Below are 13,481 nucleotides of genomic sequence, written 5' to 3'. Positions count from 1 at the left end.
AAATGCAAAGTTCGATAAAGCGTTTGCGTGCCGCGATATGCCGCGATAGGAGTTCGCCGGTAGGAAACTGACGGATAGTGGCCAAAGATGGTCGGGCATGTCCCGGGCAGCTTGGGTCATTTTTGGCTAAATTTGTACAACAACAGATAGATGAGTTAAGGAGTGTCGTTGCCGAATGGCCTATGCTGACCACTCGCAAGGATCGAGTCGTACCGTCTCGATCGTCATCGTCGCCCTGATTCACGCTGTTCTGGGCTATGCCTTCGTGACCGGCCTTGGCATGAAATATGTCAAAAAGGCGGCAGAACAGCTGAACGTGATCGACGTCAAGGAAGAGCCGCCGCCACCAGACGAGCCGCCACCACCGCCGCCGCCAGACAAGCAGGTCGAGCCGCCGCCGGTCGTGTCTCCCCCGCCGATCGTGCAGACGGCCGTGCAGGCGCCTGTGGTCCAGTCGGTGCCCAAGCCGCCGCCGGTTTTCATTCCGTCGCCGGCGCCGCCACCGCCTCCTCCGCCGCCTCCGGCTGTGCCCGCAAGCCGCGCGGCTCCGCGTAGCGCGCCGGGCAGCTGGCTCAGCGATGCGGACTATCCGAGCCGTGCGCAGCGTGAAGAGCGTTCGGGCACCGCCGGTTTCCGTCTGGAAATCGGTCCCGATGGCAGGGTCACGAGCTGCACGGTCACTTCGTCTACCGGGTCTCCGGACCTTGACGAGGCAACCTGCCGCCTGCTGCCCAAGCGTGCGCGCTTCAAGGCCGCAACCGCCGCTGGTGGTGGTCCTATGTCGGACACGTATAATGGTCGCATCACATGGCGACTGCCGGAATAATCTTGACGGGAAGGCTGGCGCGCCGCGCGGCCTTCCCCTTTTGTTGATCTATTTAGAGGGAAGTCTTGCACATGTTGATGTATCTCGCAGCCGCTGCCGCCCCAAAGGCGGCCAACCCCTATGGCCTCAAGGAAGCTCTGGAACAGGGCGGCCTCATCGCGCAGACCGTTTTCGGCATTCTGGTGATCATGTCGGTCGGCACTTTCTACATTCTGTTCACCAAGCTGATCGAACAGCAGAAGGTGATCAACCAGGGCAAGAAGGTGCGCGCCACCTTCTGGCGCTCGGCCTCGCTCAAGGAAGCCACCGCCAAGCTTGAGAAGAACTCGGCCTATAAGCAGATCGTCGATGACGGTATCAAGGCGCAGGAAGAACATGGCAAGCTGACCGATCCGGTCGAAGCGCATGACTGGCTGCATGGTTCGCTGGCCCGTTCGGAAGCTTCGATCAATTCCAGCCTGGGCGGCGGTCTCGCCTTCCTCGCGACCGTTGGTTCGACCTCGCCGTTCATTGGTCTGTTCGGTACGGTTATCGGTATCTACCGCGCGCTCATCAAGATCGGCGCTGCCGGTCAGGCGTCGATCGACGCGGTCGCCGGTCCGGTCGGTGAAGCGCTCATCATGACCGCCCTGGGTCTGGCCGTGGCCGTTCCTGCGGTGCTCGCCTACAACTTCCTCCAGCGCCGCAACAAGTCGATCGCCGAACAGCTTAACGGCTTCACCGTCGATCTGCTCGCGTTCCTGGTGTCGAACGGTGCGGTCAAGCCTTCGGTCGCCGCCGCTCCCGCAGTGGCAGCCAAGCCGGCCGCCGCTCCGACCAAGGCCTGATTGCAGACGCCGAGAAGATGGCGGACGGACGGCTGTGATCGTCCGCTATCTTCCCGGCCGCGGGCGTCGCGACATAAGGCGCCATCGATACGGATGTTAGGATTTTATAAATGGCAATGAGTGTTGGCTCCGACGGCGGTGACGACAAGCCGATGTCCGACATCAATACGACGCCGCTCGTCGACGTCATGCTGGTGTTGCTCATCATCTTTCTCATCGCGATTCCGGTCGTCGTCCAGACGGTTCAGTTGAAGCTTCCCAAGGTCGCCTTCGAGCCGACCACGACGAAGCCGGAAAATGTGTCCCTCTCGATAACGACCGCTGCCGATGGTCGTTGCGCGGTCTACTGGAACCTGACCCAGGTGAATTCCAGCGAACTTCTCGACCGTGCGGTCGCGAAGCTCGAAGCGGATATCAAGAAAGCAGGCGGCGTCGCCAATCTGACGATCGACGATCTGCCCGAAGTGCATATTCGCGGCGACATCAACGTTCCCTACCGGTGCATCGGCGGGACGATCTACACGATGCAGCGCGCCGGTTTCCCCAAGGTGGGCTTCATTTCCGAGCCCGAACCGGGCACGAACACCCAGCGCCTGTAAGCGTTTTTAAGGAGTATCGCCCATGGCTATGAGTGCCGGAAGAGAAGATGGCGAGCCGATGGTGGAGATGAACACGACGCCGTTGATCGACGTCATGCTCGTTCTTCTCATCATGTTCATCATCACGATCCCGATCCAGACCCACGCGGTCAAGATCGATCTGCCGCAAAACGCGCCATCGACACCGACGACGATCGATCCGATCAAGAACAAGGTTGCGATCGACGCGGGCGGCATCATCACCTGGAACGGAGCGCCGATCGATCTGCTGACCCTGCGTCAGTATCTCGCCCAGTCGCTGCGTCTGCCGGTCGAGCCGGAATTGCAGTTCCAGCCCAACGCCCAGACCCGTTATGTGACGGTTGACGAGGTGTTGGCCGAGATCAAGCGTGCTGGCGTGACCAAGCTGGGTTTCGTCGGTAATGAGCAATATGGCAATTTCTGAGGGCTGACGGCTTCCGGGCGGGGGCTGCGACGATTGGTCGCCGCTCGCGCGCAGGATAGTCAACCTTGTGGAACTTCCGTTCTTTGAAGGGGCCGCCCAAGCGGCCCCTTTTTTGTGCGCCTTTGCCCTTGTGCGCCTTCACCGAAATATCGCCCCTTAACCCTTTCTTACGCTTCCAGGCGCAGGAGGGAGGCACATGATGTGAAATCGGGCCATGACTTCGGAACGGCAAACAAAATTGGATCGTCAGAACAGGCTGGCGGAGCGCCGCAGCTTGCTGATCGGCGTCAAGGTTCGGCGCCCGGGCGAAACCTGGTTCACCAGCCGGGTCGCGGACATGTCCGTCAGTGGCTTCCGTCTCCAGAGCTTCCTGAAATTGGCAGTCGGTGCGGAACTGTGGATCATGCTTCCCGGCTTCGAGGGACGGCGGGCCCGCGTGCTGTGGACCCGTGCCCATGAGTCAGGTTGTGCTTTCGAACAGCCGCTGCATCCCGCCATCCTCGACCATATCGTGAGAGTCAGCGAACCCGGTGTGACCCGACAAGACTGATTATTCCGTCCGCCCGCGAACGATGGGCCGCCATCCTGCGCCGGTCGCAGTCCTTCCAAGGGTGGAGAAGCGTTCGCGAAGGCTGGCCGCCCCCGCCCAACGGCTCCCGTCCGCCCGCATCGGCGGCTGCTCAGGACGAGAGCGGCGTCGGCGAACGGCGTCTTACCCCGTTCGCACTGGACCATCGTCATAGTACGTCAGGCTGTGACGGTATCCTGAAACTGAAGCGCGGCGAGCCGGGCATAAAGGCCCTGTTTGGCGATCAGGGTCGCATGAGTGCCCTGCTCGACGATGTGTCCATTATCAAGAACGACGATGCGGTCGGCGGCGCGGATCGTGGCCAGCCGATGCGCGATGACGATCGTGGTGCGGCCCTCCATCAGCCGGTCGAGCGCGTCCTTGACCAGTTGTTCGGATTCCGCGTCGAGCGCCGATGTCGCTTCGTCCAGCAGCAGGATCGGCGCATCGCGCAGCAGCGCCCGCGCGATCGACACGCGCTGGCGCTGTCCGCCCGAAAGCCGCGCGCCGCCTTCGCCGAGCGGACTGTCCAGCCCCTGCGGCAGCGCACGGAGGAACGCCTCGGCATTGGCCGCTCTTGCCGCCGCCCAAATTTCCTCGTCGCTGGCATCCCATTTGCCGTAGCGCAGATTGTCGCGCGCCGACGCGGCGAACATCACGCTGTCCTGCGGCACCATCGCCATGAGCGCCCGGATCTGGGTCGGGTCGGCCTGCGGCAACGGAACGCCATTCAGGCTGACGACGCCGCTTTGCGGATCGTAAAAGCGCTGGGCGAGCTGGATCAGCGTCGATTTGCCCGCACCGGACGGCCCGATCACCGCGACGGTTTCGCCTGGTGCGACATCCAGCGTGAGGCCGTTGAGCGCCGCATGATCGGGGCGGGTCGGATAGTGAAAGACGACATCGTCGAAGCGGAGCCGGGCGGCGCGGCCGGTGTCGGGGATGGGCGTGGGGTGGTCGGGCGCGCTGATTTGTGGTGCGCTGGTCATCAATTCGTGAAGGCGGCTGGCCGCGCCCGCACCGCGCAACAGATCGCCCCAGGTTTCCGATAGCGATCCAAAGGCGCCCGCGACCAGCCCGCCCGTCAGTACGAACGCCGCGATGCTGCCGCCCGAAAGCCGTCCGGCCGCGACGTCGACCGCGCCCTGCCACATGACCGCCGTGATCGATCCGAACACCAGCGCGATGACCACCGCCGTCATGACCGAGCGCAGCAGGATGCGTTTTCGCGCGGTGGCGAAGCCCCGGTCGACGGTGGCGTCGAACCGCGCCGCCTCGCGCGATTCCTGGCCGAACGCCTGTACGATCTTCATCGCGCCGAGCACTTCGGCGGTGACGCTGCCGACATCGGCGAGGCGATCCTGACTGGCGCGCGACAGGACGCGCACACGCCGCCCCAGCCCCACCATCGCCAGCACGATGACGGGAATGCCGAGCACCAGCAATCCCGCCAGCTTGGGCGCAAGCGCGAACAGATAGAGGAGGCCGCCAATCCCCGTCACCAGATTGCGCAGCGCGACCGACACGGTCGATCCCACGACCTGATCGATGATCGCGGTGTCGGATGTCATGCGCGACGCGATTTCGGACGGACGATTTTCCTCGAAGAAAACGGGCGCCTGCCGCAGCAGATTGGCCTGGGTGGCGGACCGGATGTCGGCGACGACCCGCTCGCCCAGCCAGGATACGAAATAAAAGCGTAGCGCCGTCGCGATCGCCAATATCAGCACAATCAGGAACAGATATTCGAACCATCGGCTGATATCGCCGCCGCCCGTGAAGCCGCGATCGATGACCAGTTTGAACCCGCTCGGGATTGCGAGCGTCGCCGCCGACGAGACGATCAGCGCCAGCAGCGCGCCGACGATGCGTGCCGGATAGCGGCGGGCGAAATGCCACAGCATCGACAGACTGCCGATCGGCGCGCGCGCGGTATCGGCGGGGGAGGGCATTTCCGCTCTGGCCATGGCGGCGCGCTTAGCAGGCGGCTCGGCAAGGCTCAATCGGAATGAGGGCTAGGCGCGGGGCAGGATTTCCGCCTACGAACCAGCAGACCGAATTGTCCGCACCCCTGGGGAACCGATGAACCGCATTCTTTCCGCCACCGTCGAACGCTGGCCCGTCGCTGGAGCCTTCATCATCAGCCGGGGCGCCAAGACGGAGGTGGATGTCGTCGTCTGCACCGTCGGCGATGGCGTGCGTGTCGGTCGGGGCGAAGGCACGGCGATCTATTATGAAGGGGAGACGGCGGAGGCGTGCGCTGCGGCCATCCGCGGCTATGGCGGGCCGCTCGACCGCGATGCCCTGTTGCAGCATATGCCGCGCGGAGCGGCGCGCAATGCGCTCGATTGCGCGCTGTGGGATTTGGAGGCGCAGCAGGCGGGCGCGCCGGTGTGGGAGCTTGCGGGGTTGCCAGGGCCCGAGGCGCTCGCCACCGCCTTCACGATCAGTCTGGGCGAGCCGGACCGGATGCAGGCGGATGCCCGTGCCGCCGCCGTGCGAGGCTTCGGCCTGCTCAAATGCAAGCTGACGGGCGAGGGGGACGGTGCGCGAATCGCGGCGGTGCGGGCCGGTGCGCCGGACGTGCGCCTGATCGTCGATGCCAATGAAAGCTGGCACGACCGCGATATCGCGGCCGAAGCGTGCGCGCTCGCCAAACTGGGCGTGGAGATGGTCGAACAGCCGATCCTGCATGGGCGCGAGGAAAGGCTGGCAGGGGTCCGGTCGCCCTTGCCGCTGTGCGCCGATGAAAGCTGTCATTCGCGGGCTGATCTCGACAGGCTGGGGGATTTCGACGCGATCAATATCAAGCTGGACAAGGCCGGCGGGCTGACCGAGGCGCTGGCGCTGGCGCGTGCGGGGCGCGAACGGGGCTTTCGCATCATGGTCGGCTGCATGCTTGGCACGTCGCTCGGCATCGCGCCCGCCGCGCTCGTGGCGCAGGGGGCGGACTGGATCGACCTCGACGGCGCGTTGCTGCTGGCGCGCGACCGGGAGGGGGGACTGGTGATGGAACGCGGCTTTTTGTACCCCGGAATGCTGTGGGGCACCGGGCGGCCCCCGGCTCAATAGCCGAGCGTCAGGCCGACCGTATAATAATGCGGTCCGGCATTAGCCTTGGCCCGGACTTTGGGGAGAAGCGGCATGGCGAGGGTCGCATAGGGACGGACGGCATCGCCGCTGGTGCGCGCGCCCACGCCGATCGTCGCTGACAGCGGGATGGTGTAGCTGGCCTCGACCCGGCCATAAATCCGCTGGCCGCCATCGCGCAGATAAACGCCCGCGCCCGGCGTCAGGCTGAAGCCGCCGAAGCCCAGCGCATAGCCCGCGCCAATCTCGGCACCCCAGTGGCCGTCCGCTCGGCCATAATTGGCCTCCGCCCCCAAACCTTCGGCATGGGCGGCGCCGCTCGCGCTGCCGGCCAAAGCCAATCCGATCATCCACAACCTTGCGATCCGCATGTCACGACCCTTTTCTATGAGGATCAGCGCTTCGGACGGCATCGCACCGCTGGCAATCGCGCCGGGACGGGCGGACTCGGAAATGCGACAGGTCGCCCCGGTCAGTGATGATCGGGATAGGGCAGGATCATCTTGCCGTCGGGCGCGGCGGTAAAGCTGGTTTGCGTCGGATAGGCGAATTCGATTCCTTCGGCGTTGAACCGCTTCCAGATGGCGATGCCGATCCGGTGGCGCATCACGAAATAATCATGATGGTCGGGATCGGGCACATCGAAATTCAGTTGATAGTCGAGCGAACTGGCGCCGAATTGCACGATGCCCGCATTGACGAAGATCAGCCCCTCGGCCTCCACGATCTGCTGCAACATGGTGGGGATGGCGTCGGCCTTGTCCTCCGGCGTCTGGTAGATGATGCCGATCGCATAGGTGATGCGCCGCTGCGTCAGCGTCTGGAGGCTGGTGATTTCCTTTTGTAGCAGTTGTGCGTTGGAAATAACCTTCTTTTCCCCGCTGGCAGCGCGAAGCCGGGTGCTTTTGAGGCCGATGCGTTCGACCCGCGCTGTGGTCTGGTCATAGGTAATCATCTCGCCGCGCCGGAACGGCTTGTCGAAAATGATGGAAAGCGCCGCGAACAGATCGGAGAAAATGCCCTGCGCCGCGAGACCGATCGCGATACCGCCGATGCCAAGGCCCGCGACCAGACCCGTGACGTTGACGCCCAGATTGTCGAGCACGACGATGATCGCGATGGCGAACAGCGCCACCGTCACCAGCACGCGGATCAGCGACATGGCGTTCGCCAGCGTTTCGCCATGGCCATCCTCGACCGTGCGTCGCTCGATCAGGCCCAGGATGATCTCGCGCAGCCAGATCGCCACCTGGAACACGGCGGCGATGGTGAACAGGAATATGATGGTTTTGGTCAAAGCTGGGGGCGGATTGGCGTAGCCGGCCACCAGCCGGGCGGCGACCATCACCATGAAGAAATGCGTCGTTCGGGCGAAGGTGCGGCCCGCAACGACCGCCAGTCCTAGCGAATCGCCGGGCTTGCCCCGCAATCGCTTGCCGAACTGACGCAGCGCGGCGAGCGCGAGATAAATGAGGACCCCCGCACCCACCGCGATCACGATCTGAAGCCAGTGGAGCGAAAGCCACGCCGACGTCATCTGCGCCATCTGGTGCAGATTCGGGGCGTCGAGCGGAGTCGTTAGGGAGTCTTGCCTGACAGCCATGCCGGTCCTTCAATAATTACGCGGCCAGAGGCAGCGCTGCCGCCTGCGCATCCAGCAGGGCGATCAGGCCGCGTTCGGCGCGTGACAGATAGCGCGTCTGGCGGGGCAAGCGAAGCCCCGCGCGCCATGCGTCCTGATCATGCTGGCACAGGTCGATCAGAATGGGGTGGATATAGCTTTTCCGGCTGATCGCCGGCGTATTGCCCAGCGCCTGCGCGACCGGAGCGATCATCTCCTTGAGCGAGACCGGCCCGGCCGCCAGTGTTTCGAAGGCGATGGCCGACGCCCCCCAGGTGCGAAAATGCTTGGCGGTGAACGGGCCGCCCATCGCCTGCGCGATATAGGCGTTGACGTCGCCGGAAGAGATTGGCCGCGCCTCTCCGGCCTCATCGATATATTGGAACAGATGCTGGCCCGGCAGATCCTGCACCGCACGCACGAATTTCAGCAGATGCCGGTCGGTCAGGGTGAGATCATGCTGCTTGCCCGACTTGGCGCGGTAGCGCAGGCGCAGCTTCTGGCCTTTCAGATCGGCATGACGGCGGCGCAATGTGGTTGCGCCGAAGCTCTTGTTGGCGGCGGCATATTGTTCGTTGCCCACCCGCACCTTCGCCAGATCGAGCAGGCGGACGACGGCGGCGAGCGTCCGCTCCTTGCGCAGGCCACGGCTGGAAAGATCCGCCTCGATCCGGGCGCGCAATTTCGGCAGCGCCCGCCCAAACGCCGCGCAGCCGGCATATTTCTCGTCCTCGCGCGCTGCCCGGAAGCCGGTATGATAGCGATATTGCTTGCGCCCGCGCGCGTCATAGCCCGTCGCCTGAATATGGCCGTGGGGTGAGGGGCAGAACCAGCAGTCGCCATAGGCAGGCGGCATGCCGATGGCGTCCAGACGGTCGATCTCGTCGCGGTCGGTGATCCGCGCGCCCTCATCGTCATAATAGGCCCAGCCCCGTTTCAGCGCTTTGCGCCGGATGCCGGGGCCGCTGTCGTCGCAATGATAGAGGGTCGATGGGGCCATGGGCGGTGCGGGCTTTCTCTTGTCCCTTTGAACCCGTCGTTCGTCGCTTCGTTCCGCAACCCGATGCGGGGCGGGCCGTTGATGGCGGCAATGACCATTGTCCAAGGAGATAATTCATGACCGCCATCGACAAGTCCCGCATCCTCATCATCGCCACGGACGGGTTCGAGGAATCCGAACTGCTCGATCCGCGCGCGGAGCTGATCGGCGCGCGCGCGACGGTGACGCTTGCCTCGCCGGGCCGCAACCCGATCCAGGGGATGCGCCATGACGAGAAGGGCGCGACCATCACCCCCGACATCCTGCTCGATGATGTAAAGATCGAAGAATATGACGGGCTGATCCTGCCCGGCGGGGTCGCCAATCCAGATACCTTGCGCACCAACGACACCGCCGTGAAGATCGTTCGCGATTTCGTGCAGTCGGGCAAGCCGGTCGCGGCGATCTGCCATGGGCCGTGGCTGCTGGTCGAGGCGGGTGTCGTCGCGGGCCGCACCGTCACCGCATGGCCTTCGGTGCGCACCGATCTCACCAATGCCGGCGCACAGGTGGTGGATCAGGAAGTGGTCGTGGACGGCAACCTCATCACCAGCCGCAAGCCCGGCGACATCCCCGCCTTCGTCGCGGCGTTCCGCAAGGCGGTGACGGAAGCCGCTCCGGTCGCGGCGTGATGGTCACGCCGTAGGGCTGGTGGCGCTGGCAGGCGGCGCAATCATCGGGCGCGCCGCCGCCTGCTTCGCTCGACGGCTGATATAGGTGTCCAGTCCGATCTGGAGCGACAGCATCATGAAGATGAACGGCTGATAGGCGATGCCGACGAACAGCGACCCGATCATATAGACGATGTGCCCCTGTTGCAGAGCCAGAGCGAAGGGCGCGACCCACGCTTCGCCGGGTCCGTCGCGCTTGCGATAGGCGCGGCGCACCGATTCGGTGCGGATGAAGCAGATGCCGTGGATCAGCGCCCAGATGAAGAAGCCGACATAGCCCTGCTCGCCAAGCATCTCGAAATAGGCGCTGTGATAGGCGCGGCCGTGATCGGTGACGGTCCGCCGCTCGATCCGCTTGCCGCCGCTGTCGGTGACTTCGCTCTGCGCGAAATAGGTGAAGCTGTTCTGGAGATAATTGTCGAAGCCGCCGCCAGCCGGGTGTTTCTTCACATAGTCCAGCGTCCACATCCACACCGCGACCCGCGTCGACGCGCTTTCGTCGCCCTGATGATTCTCGATCGTCGACATGCGCTGGGTAAAGCTGGCGGGGAGGAAGGGGATCGACGCCAGCGCGGCGAACGCCATCAGCGGACCATAGACGAAGCGGCGTTTCGACCGCATCAGCATCAGCCCCGCCAGGATGACGATGCAGATGAGGCCGGTGCGCGCTTCCGTGCCGATCGGCATCAGCAGGCATGCGAGGCAGAGCGCATAGGCAAAGCCGCGCACTTTCCAGTCCGGGGGAAAGATCGTGCCATATTTGGCGAGCCACAGGATCAGCGGGATCAGCGAGATGGCGACGCAGGAAATGATGCTGCCTTCGTAAAGCCCGCTGTTATTTTCGACCATCAGGTTGAGCACGCCATAGCCGCCGCCCGACAGCGCGGTCTTCATGCCGCCATTGATGATGATCGTACTGGCGCACAGCACCATGAACAGGGTGAGCGCCTCGATTCGCAGACGGGTGCGCAGCGTGATCGGCAGGAACACGGCGAAGATGATCGCCTTCCACACCCACGCCCATTTGGTGAGCGCATTGATGGGGAAATCGGCCGTCGCGGTCGTATAGCCGCACCAGGCGAGCAGCAGCAGCAGCAGCACTTGCCGCGCGGAGAATCGGCAGTCCTTCTTGTCGTCCACCGCGATCCAGGCCCCCACCGCGAGGACGAAGGCGATCAGCGAGATTGGGATGCTGTTGAGCAGGAAGTAGGACAGCCGCTGGGGCGACACGATGTCGATATAGGCATAGACCGCGATCAGCAGGAACGGCCGCCGGAATCCCATGAGAAAGAAAAGGCCCAGAAAGGCGATGAAGAACAGGTCACGCATCGCCCGCCGCCCTTTCCGCGACTTCCGCCTCCGGCTCGATATCCCGGTCGAGATCGGCCCGCGGCAGCAGCCGCCAGGCGGCAAGCAGGATAACGCCATGGCTAAGGAGCAGGGTGAAGGTGTCGATCATGGTCCACGGCGCTTTGATGTCACGGGCGACGTGCCCATAAGCCCTTCTATCCATTCAGAGTTGACGGGCCGTTAAACCTTTTTCGGCACATGATAGACGCTATGACACGCATTCTTCATGTGCTGGACCACAGCCTGCCGATGCACAGCGGCTATACTTTCCGCACCCGCGCGATCCTGCGGGCGCAACTGGCGAGAGGCTGGGATGTTCGCGGGCTGACGGGCCACAGGCACTCGGCGTCCGGGTCGATGGAGGAGGTCGTCGATGGTCTCCATTTCCATCGCACTCCCGGCGCGCCGGCAACCGGCAACGCCTTGTTGCGCGAGTGGCGCGACATCGCCGCCCATGCCGATGCGATCGACGCGCTGGTGCGGCAGTGGCGACCCGATATTATCCATGCGCATTCGCCGGTGCTCAACGCGATCGCCGCGCAGCGAGTCGCACGCAGACATGGCATCCCCCTGATCTACGAAATTCGCGCCTTCTGGGAGGATGCGGCGGTCGGCAACGGCACCGGGACGGAAGGAAGCCCGCGCTACTGGCTGACCCGGCAGCTCGAAACCCATGCGGTGCGCGCCGCCGACGCGGTCGCGGTCATCTGCGAAGGGCTGCGCGGCGATCTGGTCGCGCGCGGCGTCGATGCGGGCAAGATCATCGTGTCGCCCAACGGCGTCGATCTCGACCAGTTCGGCACGCCGGTGCCGCGCGATCCCGTCCTGACGGCGAAGCTGGGCCTTGAAGGGGCGGATGTCGTCGGCTTCATCGGCAGCTTCTACGATTATGAGGGGCTGGACGACCTGATCGCCGCCATGCCGCGACTCGTGCGGGCGCGACCCAAGGCCAAGCTGCTGCTGCTGGGCGGCGGGCCGATGGAGACGGCGCTGCGGGCGCAGGCCACCGCCTCGCCCTTCGCCGACCATATCGTCTTTGTCGGGCGGGTGCCGCACGATCAGGTCGAACATTATTATGCGCAGGTCGATATCCTGGCCTATCCGCGCAAGACGATGCGACTCACTGATCTGGTGACGCCGCTCAAGCCGCTGGAGGCGATGGCGCAGGGCCGGCTGGTCGCGGCGTCCGACGTCGGCGGGCATCGCGAGCTGATCGAGGACGGCGTCACCGGCACGCTGTTTAAGGCCGACGACCCCGCCGCGATCGCGACTGCCCTAAGCGGCCTGTTCGCCGATCGCAGCGGGTGGGACGCCCGCCGCGCCGTCGCCCGGCTCTTCGTGGAGCGGGAGCGGAACTGGTCATCGAACATTTTACGTTACGAACCTGTTTACCAACGGTTGCTAGACCATGGTCAGGCGGCGCGGGCAGCCTGAAAGAGTTCGATGACGTGAGCGGATCGAGGCGACAGGGCAGGGACTGGACCATAGCGGCGCTGGGCGGTGTCGGCGCGGCGCTGGTTATCCTGTCCACGCCGGTCGGGCTGGTCGAAATGCTGGTCGCGTCCAGCGGTGTGACCGAAGTGGTGCCGAGCGCGGCGCCGCCGCTCGGGCTGACGGCGCGGCTGCTGGTGGCGGCGTTCGCGGCGTTGATGACGATGGGAACAATCGCGGCGCTGCGCCGCGATCAGCCGGCCGCGCGGCCGGGATATTATGGAAGAGGACGCAAAACAGGCGTCCAGGGAGCATGGAAAATGGCTTTTGCACTGTCGAGACTGACTGCCCTCGCCCGCAGTCGCAGGGGATCGCCGGTTTTAAGGGAAGTGCCCGTTCTGCGGCGCGCCGATGCGCATCCCGATGCGCCGGCCCGCGAACCCATCTACGCCAGCCGCGATTTTGTCGGTCTGGACATATTCGCCCGCACCGAGCCGGGGCATCGCGCGTTGGTGGTCAAGGCGGAGCCGAAAAGAGACCCGATCGTGCCGGACGCCGGGCTGGACATGCCCGTCGCTCCCCCGCCGCTGCCCGATGAGGTCGTAACGCACCCGCGCTTTGCGTCGCTCATTTCGGTCAAGCCGGACGACGCGCCGCGCCCCGCCATCGCTTCGGGAATGGCGAGTGCGGTTCCTGGTCATGACGAGGAGGTAGTGGTTCCTGCCGAGCCTGCCTTCGCACCGGCGGCGCAACAGGCGATTTCATCCGAACCGGATATCGTGCCGCCCCAGCCGTCGCAGGAGCCTAGCATCGCCGAATTGACTGCGCGGCTGGAACGGGGCCTGTCCCTGCGCCGCCAGACGATCGCCGCCGCAAGGCCTGCGGGCGCCGTGCTGGCCGACTTGCCGGTTGCGTCGGCCGTGCCCGTGCGGGACACGGTGGAGGTGGATATCGACGAAGCGCTGCGTGCGGCGCTCGGCACCCTGCGCACCATGACGGCGCGCGGGCGCTAAT

General features: G+C 64.7%; 15 protein-coding genes. 9 read left to right on the top strand and 6 right to left on the bottom strand.

The features are described 5' to 3' along the window. Positions 1-175: 175 nt before the first annotated feature. From ACODSN_RS02280 to ACODSN_RS02260, 5 genes are all read left to right on the top strand, one after another. A complete protein-coding gene (locus tag ACODSN_RS02280; protein WP_489052829.1) occupies positions 176-826 on the top strand; it encodes an energy transducer TonB in 651 nt (216 codons plus the stop codon). A gap of 71 nt (positions 827-897) precedes the next feature. Then, positions 898-1,653 (top strand): MotA/TolQ/ExbB proton channel family protein, encoded by a 756-nt coding sequence (locus ACODSN_RS02275; RefSeq protein WP_489052827.1) that lies wholly within the window; start codon positions 898-900, stop codon positions 1,651-1,653. Positions 1,654-1,763: 110 nt separating this feature from the next. Beyond that, positions 1,764-2,252 carry an ExbD/TolR family protein gene (locus ACODSN_RS02270; protein ID WP_489052826.1) on the top strand — a complete coding sequence of 163 codons (489 nt, stop codon included), beginning with the start codon at positions 1,764-1,766 and terminating at the stop codon, positions 2,250-2,252. Between the two features lie 22 nt (positions 2,253-2,274). Then, positions 2,275-2,697: an ExbD/TolR family protein gene (locus tag ACODSN_RS02265; RefSeq protein WP_489052824.1), complete on the top strand. Its 423-nt coding sequence runs from the start codon at positions 2,275-2,277 to the stop codon at positions 2,695-2,697. A gap of 214 nt (positions 2,698-2,911) precedes the next feature. Beyond that, on the top strand, positions 2,912-3,247 hold the full coding sequence (locus tag ACODSN_RS02260; protein ID WP_489052822.1) for a PilZ domain-containing protein: 336 nt from the start codon (positions 2,912-2,914) through the stop codon (positions 3,245-3,247). Positions 3,248-3,444: 197 nt separating this feature from the next. Here the strand turns inward: ACODSN_RS02260 and ACODSN_RS02255 are convergent, their stop codons facing one another. Next, positions 3,445-5,232 (bottom strand): ABC transporter transmembrane domain-containing protein, encoded by a 1,788-nt coding sequence (locus tag ACODSN_RS02255; RefSeq protein WP_489052821.1) that lies wholly within the window; start codon positions 5,230-5,232, stop codon positions 3,445-3,447. A 115-nt stretch (positions 5,233-5,347) separates the two neighbouring features. Between ACODSN_RS02255 and dgcA the strand changes: the two genes are divergently transcribed. Then, positions 5,348-6,337 carry an N-acetyl-D-Glu racemase DgcA gene (gene dgcA, locus ACODSN_RS02250; protein WP_489052820.1) on the top strand — a complete coding sequence of 330 codons (990 nt, stop codon included), beginning with the start codon at positions 5,348-5,350 and terminating at the stop codon, positions 6,335-6,337. Here the strand turns inward: dgcA and ACODSN_RS02245 are convergent. The 3 genes from ACODSN_RS02245 to ACODSN_RS02235 all read right to left on the bottom strand — a co-directional run bounded on the left by ACODSN_RS02245 (position 6,331) and on the right by ACODSN_RS02235 (position 8,976). Continuing rightward, positions 6,331-6,726: a hypothetical protein gene (locus ACODSN_RS02245; RefSeq protein ID WP_489052818.1), complete on the bottom strand. Its 396-nt coding sequence runs from the start codon at positions 6,724-6,726 to the stop codon at positions 6,331-6,333. The two genes, dgcA and ACODSN_RS02245, sit on opposite strands and share 7 nt — an antisense overlap. A 101-nt stretch (positions 6,727-6,827) precedes the next feature. Beyond that, a complete protein-coding gene (locus ACODSN_RS02240; protein WP_489052816.1) occupies positions 6,828-7,958 on the bottom strand; it encodes a mechanosensitive ion channel family protein in 1,131 nt (376 codons plus the stop codon). Between the two features lie 16 nt (positions 7,959-7,974). Then, positions 7,975-8,976: a DNA topoisomerase IB gene (locus ACODSN_RS02235; protein ID WP_489052814.1), complete on the bottom strand. Its 1,002-nt coding sequence runs from the start codon at positions 8,974-8,976 to the stop codon at positions 7,975-7,977. Between the two features lie 116 nt (positions 8,977-9,092). On the opposite strand from ACODSN_RS02235, the gene ACODSN_RS02230 reads away from it, so the two are divergent. Beyond that, on the top strand, positions 9,093-9,647 hold the full coding sequence (locus ACODSN_RS02230; protein ID WP_489052813.1) for a type 1 glutamine amidotransferase domain-containing protein: 555 nt from the start codon (positions 9,093-9,095) through the stop codon (positions 9,645-9,647). A gap of 3 nt (positions 9,648-9,650) precedes the next feature. Here ACODSN_RS02230 and ACODSN_RS02225 read toward each other — a convergent pair whose 3' ends face one another. Both ACODSN_RS02225 and ACODSN_RS02220 read right to left on the bottom strand, forming a co-directional pair. Further along, complete coding sequence (locus ACODSN_RS02225; RefSeq protein ID WP_489052812.1) at positions 9,651-11,015, bottom strand: putative O-glycosylation ligase, exosortase A system-associated; 1,365 nt, start codon at positions 11,013-11,015, stop codon at positions 9,651-9,653. Beyond that, positions 11,008-11,145: a hypothetical protein gene (locus ACODSN_RS02220; RefSeq protein ID WP_489052810.1), complete on the bottom strand. Its 138-nt coding sequence runs from the start codon at positions 11,143-11,145 to the stop codon at positions 11,008-11,010. Before ACODSN_RS02220 ends, ACODSN_RS02225 begins: the two co-directional genes overlap by 8 nt. Positions 11,146-11,246: 101 nt before the next feature. Between ACODSN_RS02220 and ACODSN_RS02215 the strand changes: the two genes are divergently transcribed. Continuing rightward, entirely contained in the window at positions 11,247-12,470 is a 1,224-nt protein-coding gene (locus ACODSN_RS02215; RefSeq protein ID WP_489052808.1) for a TIGR04063 family PEP-CTERM/XrtA system glycosyltransferase, read from the top strand. A 14-nt stretch (positions 12,471-12,484) separates the two neighbouring features. Beyond that, complete coding sequence (locus ACODSN_RS02210) at positions 12,485-13,480, top strand: hypothetical protein (protein ID WP_489052806.1); 996 nt, start codon at positions 12,485-12,487, stop codon at positions 13,478-13,480. Position 13,481: the final 1 nt, after the last annotated feature.

The organism is Sphingobium sp. FG11, assembly GCF_057809915.1.
Note: the sequence above shows the minus strand (reverse complement) of the source record. Positions and strands in the feature narration are given on the sequence as shown.